The organism is Amycolatopsis sp. WGS_07, assembly GCF_045278895.1.
GTDB lineage: Bacteria > Actinomycetota > Actinomycetes > Mycobacteriales > Pseudonocardiaceae > Amycolatopsis.
In genome coordinates this window covers 3,728,400-3,748,223 of sequence record NZ_CP136053.1, presented here as the reverse complement: position 1 = coordinate 3,748,223, position 19,824 = coordinate 3,728,400, and the positions used below count along the sequence as shown (strand labels likewise).

Sequence of the window (19,824 nt, the reverse complement as noted above, 5' to 3'; positions counted from 1 at the left end):
GGGTCTTGTACGTTTTGAACATGACGGTGTCGGCCTGGCGACCTTCGGTGCCTGGAATCGCCGAGGCGTTCCACGCCCGGTTCACCGACCATGCCTACCCCGCGCACACGCACGACACCTGGACGCTGCTGATCGTCGACGACGGGGCCATCAGCTACGACCTAGACCGGCACCACCACGGCGCGCTCGGCACGGCCGTCACGCTGCTGCCGCCGAACGTCGCGCACGACGGTCGCGCCGCGACGAGCCACGGTTTCCGCAAGCGCGTGCTCTACCTCGACGCCGACGTGCTCGGCGAAGACCTGATCGGAGCCGCCGTCGACCAGCCGAGCCTGCCGGATCCGTTGCTGCGCACCAGAATCCACCAGCTGCATCAGGCGCTCGCCGAACCGCTGGAAGCTGAAAGCCGCCTCGCCCTAGTCGCGCAGCGGCTGCGCACCCACCTCGGCCGCCCGGCCGTCACCCCGCCCGATCGCAGCCTGGCCGACGACCTCCGCGACCTCCTGGACGAACGGCTGCCCGGCGCACTGACGCTGGCCGACGCGTCCGAGGTGCTCGGCGCACACCCCGTGCACCTCGTCCGCGCTTTCGGCCGCCGCTTCGGACTTCCGCCGCATCGGTACGTCACCGGCCGCCGCGTCGACCACGCCCGCCGGCTCCTGCTCGACGGCACCCCGCCCGCCGCCGTCGCCGCCACCGCGGGGTTCACCGACCAGGCACACCTGACCCGGCACTTCCGCCGCTACCTCGGCACCACCCCGGCCCGCTTCGCACGCGGCTGACCGGGCGGTTTGTGCGAAGATGGCGGCATGCTGCGCGAACTGCACCTGACCGGCGACCCGGCGGCCGACAAGCTGCTCAACGACGACCCGTTCGCCCTGCTCACCGGCATGCTCCTGGACCAGCAGTACCCGATGGAGCACGCCTTCGCGGGCCCGAGGAAGATCGCCGACCGGATGGACGGCTTCGACCTGCGCAAGATCGCCGCGACGGACGTCGACAAGTTCGTCGAGATGTGCGTAGTGCCGCCCGCGATCCACCGCTACGGCGGCTCGATGGCGCGCCGGGTGCACGCGCTCGCGCTGCACATCATCGAGAACTACGACGGCCGCACCGAGGGCATCTGGCTCGACGGCCGCCCCAAGCCGGACGGCGCGGAGGTGCTGAAGCGGCTCAAGGAGCTGCCCGGTTTCGGCGAGCAGAAGGCGAAGATCTTCCTGGCACTGCTGGGTAAACAGCGAGGCGTGGCTCCGAAGGGCTGGCGCGAGGCTGCCGGCGCGTACGGAGATCGCGGGTCTCGTCGGTCCATTGCGGATGTGACGGACGCGAAGACGCTCGGTGAGGTGCGCGCGTTCAAGAAGGCCGCGAAGGCTGCGGCTAAGGCGAACTGACTCGCGCGAACCACACCACGTCCGGTTCCCCGCGCGGCACCGGAACCTCCACCACGTCCACCTCGGCGAACCGCTCCCGCAACCGAGCCGTGAACCCCGGTGCCGCACCCGCGCTCCACACCGCCAGCACCCCGCCCGGACGCAGCAGCCGGGACAGTCCGTCCAGCCCGGAAGCCTCGTACAGCGAGGCATTCCCCTCGGTGACCGTCCACTCTGGACCGTTGTCGATGTCAAGGCACAGCGCGTCGAACGTCTCGCCGGTTGTCCGAAGCCAGTCCAGCAGATCCGCCTCGACCACCGTCACCCGCGGATCCTCCAGCGCCCCGCCGTGGACCGCACGCAGCGGGCCGGTGCGGTTCCAGGAGATCACCGCCGGCTCGCGTTCCACGACCACCACGGAACCGACCGCGCCGTGATCCAGCGCGGCGCGCAGCGAGAACCCGACGCCGAGGCCGCCGATCAGCATCCGCGCGCCGGGGGCGAGCCGGTCGGCCGCTCCGGTTACGAGCAGCCGCTCCGACTCGCCATTGCGGGTGTCCATCAGGAACATCCCGTTTTCGATCACCTCGAACTCGGTGCCATCCCGCCGCAGCACCAGTTCGCCGCCGTGCCCGGACACGGTCTCCAGTACCTCCGCCACGTGCGGCAGCTTCTCAGACCGCGACCTCCTCGCGGACCTCAGCCCGCTTGCGCGCGCCCCAGAAGAACACGACCACCAGCGCGGCCGCGGCGGCGAGGATCGCGGCGACCTCCGGCAGGACGGTCGGCCCGGCCGAGGTGAGCACCGCGCCGCCGACGACGCCGGACAGCCCGACGCCCAGGTAGATCGCCGACGCGTTGAGCGACAGCGCGAGACCGGCGTGCCCCGGCGACAGCTCGATCAGCCGGTGCTGCAGCGGCGGGCTGAACGACCAGTTCGCCAAGCCCCACACGAACAACGTGATCCCGGCCCCGACCACGGTCGTCGCGGTGAACGGGAGCAGCACCATCACGGCGGTGAACCCGGCGAGCACGATCAGCAGCGGCTTGCGCGCGCCCCACCGGTCGGCCGCGCGACCGCCGGCGAAGTTGCCGATCGCGCCGCCAATGCCGTAGCAGAACAGCAGCACGGTGATCGTCCCGCCGGAAACCCCGGCCGTCGCGGTGAGCACCGGCGACACCAGCGTGTAGACCATGAACGCGGCGAGGCAGGCGAGCGTGGTGGTGACCAGCAGCGCGACGACCCGCTTGTCCCGCGCGACCGCGAACCGCTCGGCGAGCCGCACCACCGGCGGCGGCGCGACCTTCGGCAACGCGACCCGCACCCCGATGGCACCGAGCAGCGAAAGGATGCCGACGAACAGGAACGCGCCCTCGTAGCCGAACTGCTGCGAGATCACGCTGCCCAGCGGAACGCCGAAGATCAGCGCGATGGTGAGCCCGCCGAACACCAGCGAAACCGCGCGCCCGCGACGTTCCGGCGTGGTCAGTTCTGCGGCGACGGCAGTGGCGGCCGGGGTGTACACAGCGGCCCCGATCGCCGTGACGACCCGCGCGATCAGCAGCGTGGCATACCCAGGAGCGACGGCCGCGAAGATGTTCCCGACCGCGGCCACCGCGAGCGCGGCGACCAGCAGCGTGCGCCGTTCCCATCGGCCAGTGGCCGCGGCGAACAACGGCGAGCCCACCGCGTACGCGATGGCGAACGAGGTGACGAGCTGCGCCGCGGCCGTCGCGGAGATGTGCAGCTCGGAGGTCAGCGCCGGCAACAGCCCGGCCACGATGTAACCGCTGGTGCCGACGCCGAATGCCCCGAACGCGAGCACCGAGTTCCGGGCCGCCGCCGAGGACGAGACGCTGGACATGGATGTCCCCCAATGAGACCTGAACGGATAGTTCGACGAACGTCGTAGTTCGATGAAGACCGTACACGGACCCACCGACAATTTCGACAGGCGTCGTACTATGAACCCATGACCGCTTCCGCGCCCCTGCCGCCGCTCGTCTATCCGGATCGGGACGAGATCACCGTCGAAGCGGTGCTCCGCGCGCTGGCGGACCCGGTGCGCCTGGCGATGGTCCGGCAGCTGGCGAACGCCGAAACGGAAATTTCGTGCAGCGGGTTCGAGGTGCCGGTGACCAAGTCCACACTCACCCATCACCTCGCGACACTGCGCCAGGCCGGGGTGATCGTCGGCCGCCAGGTCGGCACCACCCGGTACAACTCGTTGCGCCGCAACGATCTCGACGCACTGTTCCCCGGCCTGCTCGACGGCGTATTGGCCGCGCCGCGCTGAGTCGTCGCGCTACGTGGCGGGCCTCACCCGAATACCGGGATGACAAGGCCGCCCTCCATCAGTTCAACTAGAGCGAGACAGCACGACGACGTCGGGGCTGTCTAGTTTTTTGCCCTCGTTCTAAAGCGCTTCAGAAGCCTGTGACCCAGGCGCTGAGAAAACGATTTCTCCAGGAAGGGAGAGCCGTGCCCGTCGCGTTGCTCGCGCTCGCCGTCGGTGCCTTCGGCATCGGTACCACCGAGTTCGTGATGATGGGTGTGCTGCCCCTGACCGCCGCGGACTTCCACATCGACATCCCGTCCGCGGGCTACTTCATCTCCGCCTACGCCCTCGGCGTCGTGATCGGCGCGCCGCTGCTCACCGCGCTGGCCGTCCGGCTGCCGCGCAAAACCATGCTGCTGGCGATGATGGGCCTGTTCACGGTCGGCAACGCGCTGTTCGCGCTGTCGCCGAACCAGGACTTCGGCATCGCGTTCCGGTTCCTCGCCGGCCTGCCGCACGGCGCGTTCTTCGGGGCGGGCGCGGTCGTCGCGTCCAGCCTCGCGCAGCCGGGCCAGCGCGCGAAGGCCGTCTCGATGATGTTCATGGGCCTGACGCTGGCGAACGTCATCGGCGTCCCGCTCGGCACGCTGCTCGGCCAGCAGGTCGGCTGGCGCGCGACGTTCGGCGTCGTCGCGGTGATCGGCCTGCTCGCCATCGCGGCGATCGCGAAGCTGGTGCCGCACCAGGGCCGCCCGGCCGACCCGTCGATCCGCGGCGAACTGGGCGCGTTCCGCCGTCCGCAAGTCTGGCTGGCGCTGGCGATCGTGATGTTCGGCCTCGGCGGCGTGTTCGCCTGCATGTCCTACATCGCGCCGATGCTGACCGATGTCGCCGGATATTCGCCCGCCAACGTCACGGTGCTGCTCTCGCTGGCCGGCGTCGGCATGACGATCGGCAACTACCTCGGCGGACGGCTCGCGGACAAGGCGCTGATGCCAAGCCTGTACGTCGCGCTGCTCGCGCTGGCGACCGTGCTCTCGATCTTCACGGTGACCGCGCAGGGCAAGGTCGGCGCGGCGGTCACGATCTTCTTCGTGGGGGTCGCGGGCTTCATGATCGGCCCGATGATGCAGGCGCGGATCATGGAGAAGGCGGGCGGCACGCCGTCGCTGGTCTCGGCCGCGGTGCAGTCGGCGTTCAACATCGCCAACTCGATCGGCGCGTACCTCGGCGGCCTGGTCATCGCGGGCGGACTCGGCCTGCTGGCCCCGAACTGGGTCGGCGCGCTGCTGGCCGTGCTCGGGGTGTCGATCGCTGCGGTGTCCGGCTTGCTGGACCGGCGCGAGGCGCGAGTCGAGAAGGAACTCGCGCTCGCGTCCTGACGAGGTCCCGTTAGGACGAGGCGTCGAACGGGCCGCCGACGATCGACAGCGAGATGTAGAGCACTGCGGCGCACAACGCGCCGTAGGTGAGGATGTCGACGGCCTTGCCGCGAATCGCCAGCAGCCCGACGCGTTCCTCCGGCAGCACCGCACGCAGTACACCGGCCACGAAGAGGGCCACGCCGACCAGCGCCGCGCCCTCGCGCCAGTGGTACTGCAGCGCTCGCACCACGGCCGCGACCAGCAGCAGCATGATCACCGCGAACGGCACGTGGACGAGCCAGGGACGGTCGCCGCGCTGCCGGTGCCCGGTCATCGCCATCAGCGGGCGGCCGCGCGTTCCGCGGCCTCGACCACGTTGGTCACCAGCATCGCCCGCGTCATCGGGCCGACGCCGCCGGGGTTCGGCGACAGCCAGCCGGCCACCTCGGCGACCGCCGGGTCGACGTCGCCGGTGAGCTTGCCGTCCACATGCGAAACGCCGACGTCCAGCACTGCCGCGCCCGGCTTGACCATGTCCGGCTTGATGATCCCGGGCACGCCCGCCGCGGCGATCACGATGTCCGCGCGCCGCACCTCGGCGGCGAGATCGCGAGTGCCGGTGTGGCAAAGCGTGACAGTGGAGTTCTCGCTGCGGCGGGTGAGCAGCAAGCCGAGCGTGCGGCCGACGGTGATGCCGCGGCCGACCACGGTGACCTGCGCGCCGTTCAACTCGACGCCGTGCCGCTTGAGCAGCTCGATGATCCCGTACGGAGTGCACGGCAGCGCGCCCGGTTCGCCGAGCACAAGCCGGCCGAGGCTGATCGGCGCGAGGCCGTCGGCGTCCTTCTCCGGGTCAATGCGCTCCAGAACGCGGTTCGCGTCAAGGTGCTTCGGCAGCGGCAACTGGACGAGGTAACCGTGGCACGCCGGATCGGCGTTCAGCTCGTCGATGACGGCTTCGAGCTTCTCCTGCGAGATGTCCGCGGGCAGGTCGCGGCGGATCGAGTTGATGCCGATCTTCGCGCTGTCCGCGTGCTTCATCTTCACGTAGGAGTGGGAACCGGGGTCGTCGCCGACCAGCACCGTGCCCAGCCCAGGGGTGATCCCCTTCTCCGCGAGCGCGGCCACCCTCGGGCGCAGCTCTGCGAAAATGGCGTTCTTCGTGGCCTTGCCGTCGAGAATCTTCGCCGTCACGGCGGCCATTGTCGCAGAGCCGCCGAGGACTGCCGGGCAGGAGTGGGCTCTGCACTCTGTGTGTCCACGACACCACCCAATCGGCCCGCGCGTCTTACGTCGAATCAGCCGTGCGGCGTCTTAAGCTGAAGGCTCCACCGCATCACCCACCCTGGCGTGTGACCCGTGCCATATCGCGTCCGCCGAGGTCAGCGGGCACGTCGACCGGCCCGAGGGTGGCAAAAGCCCTATGCGGGGTGCGTTCGTGCGCGCGAACAGTCAAAATGTTCTCTGTGGCACAACCGACGACGCAGCTGAACGCGACGGAGCAGGACACTCTGGTCAAGCAGATCGGACTGGCCCTGCTGCGCGCCGCCCCGCGCGACTGGCGCAAAGTCTCCGCGGAGTACCGAGCCGTCGGCAGGTACCACGAGCTGACCGGCGAGATCGTGCTCGAGGACGGCTCCACTCAGGAATGGATCGCGACCCACGACATCGCGACCCTCTTCGGCAGGCTCCGCGCGGGCATGTACCGCGACGGCCGCGGCACCTGGTTCAACGCGCGCTACCAGCTGGACCACCCCTCCAGCTACAACCTCGAGTACAACCGGGACGAGCCGCAGTGGCACCTCGCCCCGCCGCCGCAGGCGTACTCCGACGAGCTGCGCATGTTCCCCCGCACCGAGGAGAACGTGCCCGAGTGGCTGATCCGCCGGATGTCCGGCCTCGGCCCCGAACAGCCCGGACCGCACTTCCGCATCGCCCGGATCTTCGACACCATCGGCCCGGCCGGCCGGCCGGTGATCAACCGCCCCGACCTTGACGTCGACGAGCAGGACCGGCTGCTGGACTACCTCGACCACGCCCCCTCGTGGTCCAGGACCGCGGCTACGACATCGACCGGCTCGCCCAGACTCCCGAAGCGACAGTGCCGGTCGCCTTCCACAGCGACGGCCACTGGATCTGGCCGGCCGCGGTGAACTTCTACCTCCGCACGTACGGCGTCTCGCCGGAAGCGGACCTGATCGAGCACATCCGGGCCAACGCGTTCCAGCTTCCGCAGGTGGACGAGCTGACCCTGCAGGGAGCGGCGGCCTATCTGACGCGGGGGAACCAGCCTCCGCAGCAGCGACCCGCTCCCGGCGGGACCGGGGGTGCTGGTGGTGCCGGGGCTCCTGGCGGACCGGGTGGGCCGGGTGGCGCTGGTGCTCCTGGCGGAGCTGGCTTGGCTGGCGGGCCGGGTGGGGCTGGGGCTCCCGGCGGAGCTGGCGGACCTGGTTTGGCTGGCGGACCTGGGGCTCCCGGTGGACCTGGCGGCCCCGGCGGAGCCGGACCTCACGACGGGGCCAACGGAGCTGGGACTTATGACGGCACCAGCGGGCCCGGCGGAGCCGGGACCTACGACGGCACCAGCGGACCCGGCGGCCCCGGGGCTCCCGGCGGAGCCAGTGGACCCAGCGGAGCTGGGGCTTACGACGGCACCAGCGGGCCCAGCGGACCTGGGGCTTACGACGGTGCCAACGGACCCGGCGGGCCCGGGGCCCACGACGGGGCTGGGGCTCATGGTGGAGCCAGCGGGCCTGGCGGTCCGGGCGGCTCTGGCCCGGGCGGTGCTGGCGGCCCCGTCGGCGCTGGTGCGCCCGGCGGCCTTAACGCTCCCAATGGCACCGCAAACGCTGGCGGCTTCGATTCCCACGGACCAGGCTCCAACGGAATCGGCTCCGGCGGACCAGGTTCCGGCGGACCAGGTTCCGGCGGACCTAGCACTGGCGGATCCGACGCTGGCGGCCGCGGCTCCGGTGGTCCTAGCGCAGCCGCACTCGGCGCGGCGGGACTCGGTGCGGCCGGTCTCGGCGCAGCCGGACTGGCCGCCGCAGGCGATCACGGCTTCGACGAATTCGGCGCGGCTGACGGCCCCGACCGCCATGCCCCAACCAGCGACTTCGACCCCCGCTCCGGCAGGCCGGGCGACCCCGGCTCCGACCGGCTTGGTCCCGACGAATTCGACAATCGCGACCCCGGCCGGGCGCCCCGACCGGACAGCCCCGAAGGATTCAGCCCAGCCGACGAATTCGGCGGCCCCGATCCCCGCAGGCCCGGAGCGGCCGGTGCCGGTGAATTCGGCACCCCTGATTCCCGCAGGCCGGACGGACCGGACGGCCCCGGCGGATTCGGCGCCCCCGGCTCCCGCACGCCCGGCGCGCCGGAGGGCACCGAATTCGCCGATCCCCGCTCCGGTGCAAACGGTGCCAGCGAGTTCGGCGATCCACGCTCCGGCGCAACCGGCGCCAGCGAGTTCGGCGATCCACGCCCCGGCACAACCAGTGCCAGTGAGTTCGAGGATCCCCGCTCTGGCGTGACCGGCGGACCGGGCGGTGAATTCGGCGACCGTGGTTCTGTCAGGCCCGACAGTTTCGGCTCGGCCAACGAGTTCGGCACCCAGGGCTCCGGCCAGCCCGGAGCAGTCCGAGGCCCCGGCGCAGCAGACGAATCCGGCCTCGATGCCCCCGATGATTCCTTCGAGTCCGGACCAGCCGCCCACGGCGGTTCGGACCCGCGCGGGCACGGCACGCGAGTGTCCGACGACGCCACCCGTTACGCCGAACCCGACGCCTACGGCCAGCCCGGCGACGGTTACGACGACCGCGACCACGCCGAGGGGTACGCCGAGCACGATTACGACGGCTACCGCGAACCCGAGCCGCACGGCGAGTACGACGAATCCGCACCGCACGAGGCCCGCGGGTACGACGCCGCATCGCGTGAGGGCGACGGGTATGCCGAGCCGAGCGGCCGCGCCGAGCCGCACGGATACGACGAAGGGCACGGATACGACGAAGCGCAGCACCCCGACGCCCGCAACCGTGACGCGGCGAGCGACTACGACGACCACGGGTACGACGACCGCGTCGATCCGCGCGGGAGCAATGTTCCCGGCGCGTTCGAGCAGCCTGCCGTCCCGGAGGACGGGCTTGTCGGCGCGGATGGCCTCATCGGTGCGGACGGGCTCATCGGCGCGGACGCCGAAGAACCCGTCGCCTCGAACCGCCACAACGTCGAGCCGGACGCGGGCCGTCGTGGTGCGGAGGACGGTCGGCCCAGTGAGCAGGAGGGCGGCCGTCGGCGGGCCCAGCCGGATGCGCAGGCGGACGACGCGCGGCTGAACACAGAGGACGGTGGCGAACCCACCGCGGACAGCCAGGCCGAAGAGCACGGCAGTCACGTCGGCGCGGCTGCCGCCGGGATCGCCGCGGCAGGCGGGTTGGCCGCGGCCGGCGTTGCCGCTGTGCGTGGCCGGGGTCGCGAGAAGGAGGCCGAAGGCCGCCACGGCACCGCGCCGGAGCGTCCCGCGGAGCCGCCGTTCGAGCAGGACTTCGACGGCGCGCAGTACGACCGTTACGAAGACGGCCATTACGACGACGAGGACCACACGGACGTCCACCACGACCTCGTCCCGGGGCGCAACGGCACCGGTCCGGGTCACCCGGACGACGACGAGGACCACACCGACGTCCACGAACCGATCGACGCCGGCCAAGACGAGCCGGTGCTCTTCACGCACGGCAACGAACCGTCTCGCGACGACGACGAGCAGCAGCGCGCCGAACTGTTCACGCACGCCGGCGGTTACGAGGACGACAACCGCCGAGAGCCCGAGTACGACTCGGGTCCGCCCACCGCGATGATCATGCCGGGGGCCGAGATCCCCGGCGGTCTTCCGGTGCCGGAGATGCCGGTGCCCCCGCCGTCCTGTGGGCGGCGCGCGGCGCGGGAACAAGCCGAAGCGGCCCCGGTCGCGCGACGGGAACAGCCTGCCGAGCCGGAACTGGCCGAGCTGCAGGCGAAGCTCGACGAGCTGAACGTGCCCGACGCCGCGTACCGGCTCGGCGGCCCCACCGAACGCGGGTGGAGCGTCGAGCAGGTGGGCGAAGGCTGGCGCGTCGGCTGGTACGACGGCGAGCTGATCAACCCGGCAGTGTTCGGCGACGCGGAGGATGCCGCCGCGTTCATGCTCGGCAAGGTGCTCCTGTACCCCGACGGGTACGTCGCGACGGAAGCCCCAGCACCGGCTGAGCCGGTCGCGGACACGCCGAAGCCACCGGTGGTGGCGACGTTGTCGCCGGAGGTCGCGACGGGCTCGTTCCCGGTGCGCCCACGCGAGAACGTGCCCCCGCAGGAGCAGACCGCGTTCACGCCTGCCGATCAGCTGCTGGCCGACGACGAACCGCCGGCTCGACAGCAAACGCCGCCGCCAGCCCCGCCGACGCAGATCGCGGCACCGGTGAGCCCGCCGACCCAGGTGGCACCGCCGGTCAGCGCTCCGCCGACGCAAATCGCCTCGCCGGTCAGCGCGCCGCCCACCCAGGTCGCGCCTCCGGTCAGCCCGCCGCCGCGACGGGAACCGCCGGTGCGGCGCGAGGAACCGGTGCGCGCCAACGGAACCGGCGGCAGCGGGCAGTGGCCGATCGCGCCGCTGTCCGGGGAACCGCCGCTGACCCTGTTCCGCGGCAAGGAACTGCGCGAGCTGCCCGCGGGCAGCGAGCTGGACCGGTTCGGCGGCCCGAACGGCAACCTGACCTACGCGGCGGGCACCCCGTTCGAGGAGCGTTCGCTGGTGCCGGAGTGGGTGAACCGGCCGTACCACGTCTACCGGGTGCAGCGGCCGCTCGAAACCCTTGCCGGGGTGGCGATCCCGTGGTTCAACCAGCCCGGCGGCGGGTCGGCGTACCTGCTTCCGGCGAGCATCGAGGAGCTGCTCGCCGAGGGCGACCTGATCGAACTCGACCCGGGCGAACCGCCGATCGACTGAGGACGCGGGAAAGGGGCGGGGCCAGCTGGCTTCGCCCCTTTTCCTGCCCAGAGACGAGCTACTTGACGACCAAGCCATGAGCCGCGGCGAACGCCACCGCCAGTTCGATGTCCACGTACGCGCCGCGCAAGTCCGCCTGCACCAGCCCGTTCGCGTCCACGACCGCGCCGCGCAGGTCGGCCCCGGGAAGCTTCGTGCCGATCATCCTGGCCCCGGACAGATCCGTGCCACGCAGATCGGAATCCGTCAGATCCGCCTCGTTGAGGTTCACTTCCCGCATCCGCAGACCCGACAGGTCCAGTTTCCGCAACCGGCCGCGCGCGAACGACGCCAGCGACAGATCGCATTCGGTGAGCGCGATCCCGGAGTACCGACAGTCCACAAAGGACGAGCCAAGCAGCGAGCACGACGACCATCGGCTGTCGGCCAGCACCGACCGGTCGAAGGTGCACGAACGGAACGCGGACGCGTCGTGCCGCGAACCGGCGAGGTCGACCTTGGTGAAATCGCAGTTGTCGAAGGTGCAGCCGCGGGTACGCAGGTCGCGCAGGTCCGCTTCGGTGAAGTCGCACCCCACGAACTGGCGTTTTTCCCACCACTGGCCGGAAAGTCGTGCTTCGGTGTAGTCCTCGCCCGTCTCCGTCACCCCGACAGGATGACATCAGCCTCGGCACCGCATCCTCGACGGGGTGGCTGCGAGCCGCGAAAAGGCGTGTGTCCACGAACTGTCGGCCGGTCATCGGAAGTCCCGTGATCTCGTGGGGATCCGCAGCGTCAGCGGCTCCAGCTTCTGCGCACGCACGCTCGCCACTCCGTCCGCTTTTTCGAGCACTCCGTGCACCAGCAACGCCGCGCTGCCCCGCGCGATCCGGTGGAACCGTTGCCACAGCCCCAGCGTGCAAACCACGTTCACCATGCCGGTCTCGTCCTCGAGGTTCAGGAACGTGACCCCACCGGCGGTCGCCGGGCGCTGGCGGTGCGTGACCGCGCCCCCGACGAGCACCCGCTCCCCGTCGGACCGGTCCAGCAGCTTGTCGGCGGTGAGCACGCCGAGCGCGTCGAGCCGGTCGCGGATGAACTCCGTCGGGTAACTGTCCGGCGAGATCCCGGTGGCCCACACGTCGGCGGCGGCGACGTCGAGCCCGTCCATCCCGGGCAGCATCGGCGCGTCCACTCCGACGCCGGTGCCGGGCAGTTTCTCCGGCCGGTCCTGCGCGACCGCGCCCGCGGACCACAGCGCCTGCCGCCGGTCCGAGCCGAACGCGCTGAACGCACCCGCGGTGGCCAGCGCTTCCAACTGCGGCGTGGTGAGCCGGACGCGCCTGCCGAGGTCGGACATGCTCTCGTACCGGCCGTTCGCCCGTCGTTCCGCCACGATCTCCTCGGCCAGTGTTTCGCCGATCAACCGGACGGTTCCGAGCCCGCCGCGCACCGCGTGGAGTTTTCCGTTGCCCGGCAATGCTTCCAGGGTCGCGTGCGGGAGGCTCAGGTTGATGTCCGGGCCGAGCGTGGTGACCCCGTGCCGGCGCGCGTCCGCCACCAGCGACTGCGGCGAGTAGAACCCCATCGGCTGTGCCCGCAGCAGACCCGCGCAGAACGCGTCCGGATGGTAGTACTTGAAATACGCGCTCGCGAACACTAGATGCGCGAAACTCAGCGCGTGGCTTTCCGGGAAGCCGAAGTTGGCGAACGCCTTGAGTTTCTGGAAGATCTTCTCCGCCAGCTCAGCGTCCAGCCCGTTGGCGATGGCCCCGTCGAGGAACCGTTTGTGCAGCCGTTCCATCTTGCGCTGCGACCGCTTCGACCCCATCGCGTGCCGCAACTGGTCCGCCTCGGCCGGGGTGAAACTCGCGACGTCCAGGGCGATCTGCATCATCTGCTCCTGGAACAGCGGCACCCCCAACGTCTTCTCCAGCGCCTTTTCGAGCAGCGGATGGTCGTACTCCCACTTCTCGCGCCCTTGTTTGCGGCGGATGTAGGGGTGCACCGAACCGCCTTGGATCGGGCCGGGGCGGATCAGCGCGACTTCCACGGCCAGGTCGTAGAACTCCCTCGGCCGCAACCGCGGCAACGTCGCCAGCTGGGCCCGGCTCTCCACTTGGAACACACCGATCGCGTCGGCACGGCAGAGCATGTCGTAGATGTTCTCGTCGTAGAGATCCAATTCGGCGAGATCTATCTTCTCGCCCTTGTACTCCTCGACCAGATCGAGCATGTAGTGCAGCGCCGAGAGCATGCCGAGCCCGAGCAGGTCGAACTTCACCAGCCCCGCCGCGGCGCAGTCCTCTTTTTCCCACTGCAGCACGCTGCGGTTTTCCATCCGCGCCCATTCGACCGGGCACACCTGGCTCACCGGTTCGCGGCACATCACCATGCCGCCGGAATGGATGCCGAGGTGGCGCGGGAAGTCTTCGAGCGCGAAGGCAAGCTGCACGACGTCGCGCGGGATGTCGTGGTCGTGGTCTTTTTCGGTGCTCCGCAAGGCACCCCAGCGGTCGATCTGCTTGCTCCACGCGTCTTGCTGACCGGGTGAGTAGCCGAGCGCCCTGGCGGCGTCGCGGATCGCGGAGCGGGCGCGGTAGGTGATCACGTTCGCGACCTGTGCGGCATTGAGCCTGCCGTGTTTGCCGTAGACGTACTGGATCGCTTCCTCGCGCCGGTCGGACTCGATGTCGATGTCGATGTCCGGGTAGCCGTCGCGGTCGGGAGCGAGGAACCGTTCGAAGAGCAGGTGGTACTCGATGGGGTCGACCTTGGTGATCTCAAGCGCGTAGCAGACCGCCGAGTTGGCCGCGGAACCCCTTCCCTGGCACAGGATGTCGTTCTCCCGGCAAAACCGCACGATGTCCCAGACGATCAGGAAGTATCCGGGGAACTCGAGGTTCTCGATCACCTCCATCTCGTGCTGGATCTGCTTCCAGGCCTTGTCCGCGTGGTCTTTGCCTAAGTAGCGCTTCTCGAAGCCCTTTTTGACGAGTTTTCGCAGATGCGTGGTCTCTGTCTCGCCGGACGGCACGTCGAACGGCGGCAGCTCCGGGGCGAGAAGTTTAAGCGGGAAGGCACATTCCATGCCCAGCAACGCCGACCGCTGCACCGCGCCCGGGTATCGCTGGAAGATCTCCGCCATTTCGTTGCCAGAGCGCAAGAACGCGGTAGCGTCGCCGGGCAGCCAGCCTTCGAGATCGTCGATGCCGCGCCGGGCGCGGATGGCGGCGAGGGCGTCGGCGAGACGGCCGCGTTCCGGACGGGCGTAGTGCGCGGCGGTGGTCGCGACGGTGGGCAGGTTGAGTTCGCGCGCCATGTCGTTGAGCAGGTCGTTGTGCACGCTGTCAAGCGGCTGACCGTGGTCGATCAGTTCGACGTAGACCTGGGTGCGGCCGAAGAGGTCGACCAGCCGGCGCAGTTCGGCGAACGCGGCGTCCGGGCCCTCGCGCACCAGTGCCGAACGCACGGATCCCTTGCGACATCCGGTAAGCACGGCGCACTTCCCCGCGACTTCCTCCGCAACGGCAGGCAAATCGTAGATTGGGCGGCCTTTTTCCGCGCGGTCGTGGGCTGGTGCTTCTTCGTCGTCGTGGCCGCGCAACTGTCCGGCGGTGATCGCGCGGCACAGGCTGCGGTAGCCCTCGCTGCCGCGGGCCAGCAGCAGGAGGTGTTCGCCTTCGGGGTCGGCGACGCCGTTCTGCGGCCCGGACAGGCCAAAGCTCAGCTCGGTGCCGAAAACCGTTGCGACGCCTAGTTCTTTGGCGGCCTCGGCGAATCGGACCACACCGTACATGCCGTCGTGGTCGGTGAGCGCGATCGCGTCGAGCCGCAACCGCGCGGCCTCCTCCACCAGTTCCTCGGGGTGGCTGGCACCGTCGAGGAAGCTGAAGTTGGAGTGGCAGTGCAGTTCCGCGTACGCCACTCGCGGCTCGGACTCCAGGTCGCTGCGCGGCGGCGGGATGTCGGCGGGGCGGCGGTACGCCTCGCGTTTGCGGCCCCACGCGGGACTGTCGCCGTGATCGCCGGGCGGCACTCCGCCCGACAGTGCCCGCGCGAGGTCCTTCCACGGGACCGGCGGGTTGTTCCAGCCCATCGTCAGTCCATCCGGTTCTCAGGCGATCGACGGGGTTTCGGGATCAGCAGCGCGACCGGCACCGAGTCGATCGGGCACGGCGGTTCGACCGGGATGCGGGGCACCGGCAGGTCGTGGTCCATCAGTGACAGCTTCCTTTCGCTGGCTTTGTGGTTCCAGGGCGTGGCATGGGCAGTTCCCTCAGTCGTAGCTTCCCTCTACAGTCCACAGTGGATTTTCGGTTCCGGAGCAGAGGACGAGCACCGCCTCCGGCGCCTCGTTCTCCCCCGCGGCGAGCAGCAGTTGCAGCCGGGCTTGCTGCGGTCCGGTCGAACGGCGGCCCGACGTGACCGGCCAGGGACCGGCCCATCCGGTGATCGGCCGCGGCGGCCCGCCCGCGACGCGAAGCCCGTGCGGTGGCGCGGTCAATCGTTTGCGCGCGGTAAGCCCGACCGGCCGGCCTTGATCGTCGACGACCTGGACCGGCAACGGCTGTTCCAGCACCGTCGCAGGGGATGGCGACGGCAACCGGGCAGGCCACGTGGCATCCGGCGGACCGGCGAGTTCCCGCGGATCGCCCCACGGAATGAGCCGGACCCGGCTCGCCGGATCGCGTCCGCCGTCGAGCAGCGGCGTGACCACGCCCTCCGGCCCCAGCAGGCCTTGCACCCGCACGAATGCCCGGCCGGCCCGTTCGGCGGCCAATTCCTCGTCCTCGCCCGGACCGGCGCCGGGATCGCTCCCCCGCCACAGCCCCAGCTGCAATGACCTCCCTTCGACAGTCTCTTCCGGTTCGAGCCGCAAGCGCGCGACCCCGGCCGTGGGCCGTTCGCCGGGCGCGGCCTTGAGCCAGCCCTCGAACTGCCACCGGACCCGGTCCGCGACTCCTTGCGGCGTCAGTGGTTCCGCACATCGCCAGACGCGACCGAGCTGCTCGCCGTTCTCGGTGGTCGCGTATATACCCAATCGAGTGCAAGCGAGCCCGCGATCAGCGAGCGCGGCGTGGAACCGCGCGCCGAGTTTCTTAGCCATGAACGCGGCGACGTCCACCCGGGCAAGCACCGGATCGAACGATTCGGCAAGCGACAGCTCCGGCGGCGGACTGCGACGCAACGGCGGCCGGTCGGACAATCCGCGCGCCAGCCGATGCGCGAGCACGCCGGTACGCCCAAACCGGGCGACGACGTCCCGCTCGCCGAGTTCGGCAAAGGCACCGAGCGTGCGCAACCCGAGCCGGACGAGCAACCCGACCAGATCCGCTCGCTCAGCACCCGGCTGGTCCAGCTCGGTCACCGGCAAGGGCGCGAGAAATTCGGCAGCACGCCCAGGCTCGACCAGCACCCCCTGTCGCGCGGCCAAGGTCGCCGCGAACAACCCTTCCGACACACCGACCTGGCATTCCACCCCAGCCGCCGCGGCCACCTGGTCCACCAGTTTCTCCGCGAGCTGCGGTTCGCCGCCGAAGTATCCGGCCGCACCCGCGACCGGAACCGCGAGCAGCCCAGGCCGCACCACTTCCAGCCCGACGACCAGTTCCTCCACCGCCGCCGCGACGTTCTCGAACAACCGCGCGTCCCGTGCCTCGTCGACGCCGAACACCGCCAGGTCCGGGCATTGGGATTCCGCTTCCCGCCGACGCATGCCGCGCCGCACGTTCCGCGTCCGCGCGACCGCGGTGCACGCGACGACCCGGTTGGCATGGAACACCGCGGCCGGCCGGGTAAGCACACTTCCCGCCGCGGCGACGGCGGCTACCGCTGGCCAGTCCGGACACCACAGCACCAGCATCCGCGTCGGGTGGCGGCGTGGATCTTCTTGTCCTTTGTGGACACTCGTGCCGGTCATCCGACTGCCTCTTCTCGCGCCGCGGCCAGCTTTTCGGCCCGGGACACCCGCCCGTCCGGACCGGGCAGAAGCATGGAGGCCGACCGTGGCCGAGCTGCCGCGCCGCGCCCCCGGGCATGCACCTCGACCGGGCGGGAACGGAGGTGCCCGGCACCGTGCTCGAGCACCCCGGTCCAGGCACCCGGGGTGCAATGCAGTTCGACGTCGGCGGAAGGCCAGTGCCCCAGCGAAAGCAGCACCGCCCCACGATTCCGGGCTCTCGCCGCAAGCCGGCGGGCGACATCCGGCCGCACCGAACGAGGCTCGGTGACGACAAGGTCGACGCCGTCGAGCAACGCGGCCATCACTGCCTGGTATTCGGCTCCCGGCTGCGGGACCAGCGCGAGCCGCGAAATGACGACCCCATGCTCGGCCGCCGCGACAATCCCCAGCGACGGCGCCCCGACCACCGCGGCCCAAGCCCCGGCGGCGGTCGCCTCCGCGAGCAACGCGAACAGCAATGAGGTGGATTGGTGAACCGCGACGATGCTTCCGCGGCGCAGCCCAGCGCCGGGAAGGAGATCGGCCAGGGCAGGGGCCACGGGGAGCATCCGCCCAGCGGCGCGGCCCCAGTCAGTCCGGGAAGCCCGCTCGGCCGCGACGGTGCTGGCCGTGCTGACGCCGGGGAGGGCGGTCAGTTTGGCCAGCGGGTGGGCCGGATCTTCCGCCTCTGTCTCCGTTTCCGCCTCTGTCCCCGTTTCCGGTTCCGTCGACGTGGTCGGTGGCGACGGGTTGGCGGGGTGGAGCCGGGTCGGGGGGCGGAGTTCTGATGGTTCGTGAGTTGCCGAGCCTGGTGAAGCGGCCGGGTCAGACGGAGTCGCCCGGCGGTTGAGCGGAGTCATCGGGTCGAACGAGGTCGCCGGACCGGGCGGGGTCGCCAGGCCGGACGGAGTCGCCGAGTTGGGCGAACCGAGCGGAATCACCGGGCCAGACCGCGTTGCCGGGCGACTGAGCGGAGTCGCCGAGCCGGGCGAGGTCGCCGAATCAAGCGGAGCCGCCGGGCCGGACGGGGTCGCCAGGCCGGGCAGGGTCGCCAGGCCAGGCAGGGTCGCCAGGCCAGACCGCGTTGCCGCGCGGCTGAGCGAAGTTGCCGCGCGGCTGAGCGAGGTCGCCGAACCGGGCGAGGTCGCCGAGCCGGGCGAGGTCGCCGAGCCGGGCGGAGTCGCCGAACCGGGCGAACCGAGTGGAGTCGCTGGGCCGGACCGAGTTGCCGGGTGGAGTTGAGTCGGTGGAGTGAGCGGAGGATTGGGCGTGGTTGCCGGGCCAGGGGCAGCCGACGGGCCAGCCGCCGCTTGCGGGCGGAGACGAATCGGTGGCTTACCTGAATCCACCGGCCCCGGCCGCGTCGGCGAATTGCGTTCAGCGGGCGGGTCACATCGAGCCGACGGCCGGGGGTTGGCAGTCGAGCCAGGCTGGGTTAGCGGAGCCGGGGAATCCGCGCCGGGCACGTGAGCAGCCGACACCGCGCCTGGACGAAATCCGGCTGATGGGCCCGACCGAGTCAGCGGGCGAAGCGCCGTCGGCCAGTCGGTCTCCATCGATCCACCGGAACTGGCGGGCATCCATGGCCCGAACGTCGCGTCCAGCGAACTCAGCTGAGCACGGGATCCGTTCTCCCCCAACGAGAACATCCGCCTCGGCGCACCCGCGGCGACCGGCGTCCGTTCCTTCGCCATGGCCTCGATCGCCGACCACGGCACCAGGACTTCCCACGAGCGTGCCGGCCGCGCCTCCGGCACGCTCGTGGGCGCTACGGTTTTCGCTGGAATCCCCGTCGCGCCAAGGAGATTGGTCACAGCAGAGCCAGCGGGCACCACCGACTCATCCGGGAGCGAAGCCCCCGCTGCCCCCGAAGCATCAGCCTTGGCAGACCCAACCTCGCCGCCCGAGGTCAGGCCGACTGCCGCCAGAGCCGCCTCGGCCAGAGCCAGAGCGTCACTAGCCCCAGCGTCAGCCGCCGCGGAAGTCCCCCTGGCTTCACAAGCCACCCCCGTGGCCGCTGAAGCTCCAGTCTCTTCCGCGATCCCCGAAGCAACCCCCGAAGCCACTCCGGTCGTCACCGTTTCCTCCCTCCGCTGAGATCGGCCGACAATCCGCCCCGGAGCAAGGTCGTCAGACCAAGCCCGGGACGGATGCCGGCACACCGCGGGGAAGGCGGTTCCGCATCACCCGTGCGGAATCCGCACGGTCACCCAATAATCACACCCGAAAACACACCACTACACCGAACAGCATCGAACACCTGTTCGACACCATCCATGTTTCCTTCCTCCCGCCCCGCTGTCAAGCGCGGCCATGGGAAAGAACCCGGAAGATCACCGGACACCGAGGGAAACCGCTCTTTACACTGGGAACCCTGATGAAGACAGGACACATCGCCCTCCGGGGTTTCGCCGAAGCCGACCTGACGGTGCTCGACCGGTTCGTCACGGACCCGGACGTCGCCGGGACCTTTCAGTGGACGAGTTTCACCGGCCCGCGAGCGCGGCGGCGGTTCGCCGAGGACGGGTTCCTCAGCCCGGATTCAAGCGCGGTCGCGGTGACTGTCGACTCGGCTGTCGCCGGGTTGGCGACCTGGGAGGCCGCCGATCGCGGCGGGCCAGCCGGCGGATGCTTCCGGATCGGCGTCACGTTGCTGCCCGATCATCACGGCCATGGTGCCGCCGCGAAGGCGTACCAGCTGCTCGTCGACCAGCTCTTCCAGCACACTCGCGCGCACCGGCTCGAAGCCTTCGTCGACAGCGAAGACCTCGCCGGGCAGGAGGCGCTGGAGAAGGCCGGCTTCCACCGCGAAGGTCTGATGTGCCAGGTCACCTGGCGCGACGGCGGCTACCGCGACGAGGTCGTCTACGCGATCTTGCGCGAAGGATGAAAAAACCGGCCGGGA

General features: G+C 70.4%; 15 protein-coding genes and 1 pseudogene. 8 read left to right on the top strand and 8 right to left on the bottom strand.

Annotated elements, in window-relative coordinates:
• The first annotated feature begins 20 nt into the window (after nt 1-20).
• Both RPX00_RS17900 and RPX00_RS17895 read left to right on the top strand, forming a co-directional pair.
• On the top strand, nt 21-782 hold the full coding sequence (locus RPX00_RS17900) for an AraC family transcriptional regulator (RefSeq protein WP_406640744.1): 762 nt from the start codon (nt 21-23) through the stop codon (nt 780-782).
• Nucleotides 783-809: 27 nt separating this feature from the next.
• Entirely contained in the window at nt 810-1,391 is a 582-nt protein-coding gene (locus RPX00_RS17895) for an HhH-GPD-type base excision DNA repair protein (protein WP_406640742.1), read from the top strand.
• Here the strand turns inward: RPX00_RS17895 and RPX00_RS17890 are convergent.
• Nucleotides 1,378-2,031 carry a spermidine synthase gene (locus RPX00_RS17890; RefSeq protein ID WP_406640741.1) on the bottom strand — a complete coding sequence of 218 codons (654 nt, stop codon included), beginning with the start codon at nt 2,029-2,031 and terminating at the stop codon, nt 1,378-1,380. The two genes, RPX00_RS17895 and RPX00_RS17890, sit on opposite strands and share 14 nt — an antisense overlap.
• Before the next feature lie 13 nt (nt 2,032-2,044).
• Nucleotides 2,045-3,235, bottom strand: coding sequence for an MFS transporter (locus RPX00_RS17885; RefSeq protein ID WP_406640739.1), 1,191 nt, complete (start codon nt 3,233-3,235; stop codon nt 2,045-2,047).
• Between the two features lie 108 nt (nt 3,236-3,343).
• On the opposite strand from RPX00_RS17885, the gene RPX00_RS17880 reads away from it, so the two are divergent.
• Both RPX00_RS17880 and RPX00_RS17875 read left to right on the top strand, forming a co-directional pair.
• Nucleotides 3,344-3,667: an ArsR/SmtB family transcription factor gene (locus RPX00_RS17880; RefSeq protein ID WP_406640737.1), complete on the top strand. Its 324-nt coding sequence runs from the start codon at nt 3,344-3,346 to the stop codon at nt 3,665-3,667.
• A gap of 185 nt (nt 3,668-3,852) precedes the next feature.
• Complete coding sequence (locus RPX00_RS17875) at nt 3,853-5,031, top strand: MFS transporter (RefSeq protein ID WP_237597994.1); 1,179 nt, start codon at nt 3,853-3,855, stop codon at nt 5,029-5,031.
• A gap of 10 nt (nt 5,032-5,041) precedes the next feature.
• Here the strand turns inward: RPX00_RS17875 and RPX00_RS17870 are convergent, their stop codons facing one another.
• Complete coding sequence (locus RPX00_RS17870; protein WP_406640734.1) at nt 5,042-5,353, bottom strand: DUF3017 domain-containing protein; 312 nt, start codon at nt 5,351-5,353, stop codon at nt 5,042-5,044.
• The gene (locus RPX00_RS17865; RefSeq protein WP_406640733.1) at nt 5,353-6,207 is read right to left on the bottom strand and encodes a bifunctional methylenetetrahydrofolate dehydrogenase/methenyltetrahydrofolate cyclohydrolase; all 855 of its coding nucleotides are present in this window, start codon (nt 6,205-6,207) and stop codon (nt 5,353-5,355) included. The genes RPX00_RS17870 and RPX00_RS17865 overlap by 1 nt, the downstream gene beginning before the upstream one ends.
• A 263-nt stretch (nt 6,208-6,470) precedes the next feature.
• Here RPX00_RS17865 and RPX00_RS17860 point away from each other — a divergent pair.
• Both RPX00_RS17860 and RPX00_RS17855 read left to right on the top strand, forming a co-directional pair.
• A pseudogene (locus RPX00_RS17860) lies at nt 6,471-7,327 on the top strand (hypothetical protein); the annotation flags it as partial.
• A gap of 1,434 nt (nt 7,328-8,761) precedes the next feature.
• Nucleotides 8,762-10,996: a TNT domain-containing protein gene (locus RPX00_RS17855; RefSeq protein ID WP_406642972.1), complete on the top strand. Its 2,235-nt coding sequence runs from the start codon at nt 8,762-8,764 to the stop codon at nt 10,994-10,996.
• A gap of 58 nt (nt 10,997-11,054) precedes the next feature.
• On the opposite strand, the gene RPX00_RS17850 is transcribed toward RPX00_RS17855, so the two are convergent.
• From RPX00_RS17850 to RPX00_RS17835, 4 genes are all read right to left on the bottom strand, one after another.
• Nucleotides 11,055-11,642 (bottom strand): pentapeptide repeat-containing protein, encoded by a 588-nt coding sequence (locus tag RPX00_RS17850; RefSeq protein WP_406640731.1) that lies wholly within the window; start codon nt 11,640-11,642, stop codon nt 11,055-11,057.
• Nucleotides 11,643-11,732: 90 nt separating this feature from the next.
• Nucleotides 11,733-15,074, bottom strand: a complete 3,342-nt coding sequence (locus RPX00_RS17845) for an error-prone DNA polymerase (protein WP_406640729.1) — start codon at nt 15,072-15,074, stop codon at nt 11,733-11,735.
• Nucleotides 15,075-15,254: 180 nt separating this feature from the next.
• A complete protein-coding gene (locus tag RPX00_RS17840; protein WP_406642970.1) occupies nt 15,255-16,841 on the bottom strand; it encodes a DNA polymerase Y family protein in 1,587 nt (528 codons plus the stop codon).
• 53 nt (nt 16,842-16,894) lie between these two features.
• Complete coding sequence (locus RPX00_RS17835) at nt 16,895-17,488, bottom strand: hypothetical protein (RefSeq protein ID WP_406640727.1); 594 nt, start codon at nt 17,486-17,488, stop codon at nt 16,895-16,897.
• A gap of 277 nt (nt 17,489-17,765) precedes the next feature.
• Here RPX00_RS17835 and RPX00_RS17830 point away from each other — a divergent pair, with 277 nt between their 5' ends.
• Complete coding sequence (locus RPX00_RS17830) at nt 17,766-18,161, top strand: hypothetical protein (RefSeq protein WP_406640725.1); 396 nt, start codon at nt 17,766-17,768, stop codon at nt 18,159-18,161.
• A 1,135-nt stretch (nt 18,162-19,296) separates the two neighbouring features.
• Complete coding sequence (locus RPX00_RS17825) at nt 19,297-19,809, top strand: GNAT family N-acetyltransferase (RefSeq protein ID WP_406640724.1); 513 nt, start codon at nt 19,297-19,299, stop codon at nt 19,807-19,809.
• Nucleotides 19,810-19,824 lie beyond the last annotated feature (15 nt).

What these genes read in the sequence shown, in the direction of transcription:
- RPX00_RS17900 (WP_406640744.1), top strand. Translation starts at nt 21, where the DNA reads ATGACGGTGTCGGCCTGGCGACCTTCGGTGCCTGGAATCGCCGAGGCG.
- RPX00_RS17825 (WP_406640724.1), top strand. Translation starts at nt 19,297, where the DNA reads ATGAAGACAGGACACATCGCCCTCCGGGGTTTCGCCGAAGCCGACCTG.
- RPX00_RS17870 (WP_406640734.1), bottom strand. Translation starts at nt 5,353, where the DNA reads ATGGCGATGACCGGGCACCGGCAGCGCGGCGACCGTCCCTGGCTCGTC.
- RPX00_RS17840 (WP_406642970.1), bottom strand. Translation starts at nt 16,841, where the DNA reads ATGCTGGTGCTGTGGTGTCCGGACTGGCCAGCGGTAGCCGCCGTCGCC.
- RPX00_RS17885 (WP_406640739.1), bottom strand. Translation starts at nt 3,235, where the DNA reads ATGTCCAGCGTCTCGTCCTCGGCGGCGGCCCGGAACTCGGTGCTCGCG.
- RPX00_RS17835 (WP_406640727.1), bottom strand. Translation starts at nt 17,488, where the DNA reads ATGCTCCCCGTGGCCCCTGCCCTGGCCGATCTCCTTCCCGGCGCTGGG.
- RPX00_RS17845 (WP_406640729.1), bottom strand. Translation starts at nt 15,074, where the DNA reads ATGGGCTGGAACAACCCGCCGGTCCCGTGGAAGGACCTCGCGCGGGCA.
- RPX00_RS17880 (WP_406640737.1), top strand. Translation starts at nt 3,344, where the DNA reads ATGACCGCTTCCGCGCCCCTGCCGCCGCTCGTCTATCCGGATCGGGAC.
- RPX00_RS17895 (WP_406640742.1), top strand. Translation starts at nt 810, where the DNA reads ATGCTGCGCGAACTGCACCTGACCGGCGACCCGGCGGCCGACAAGCTG.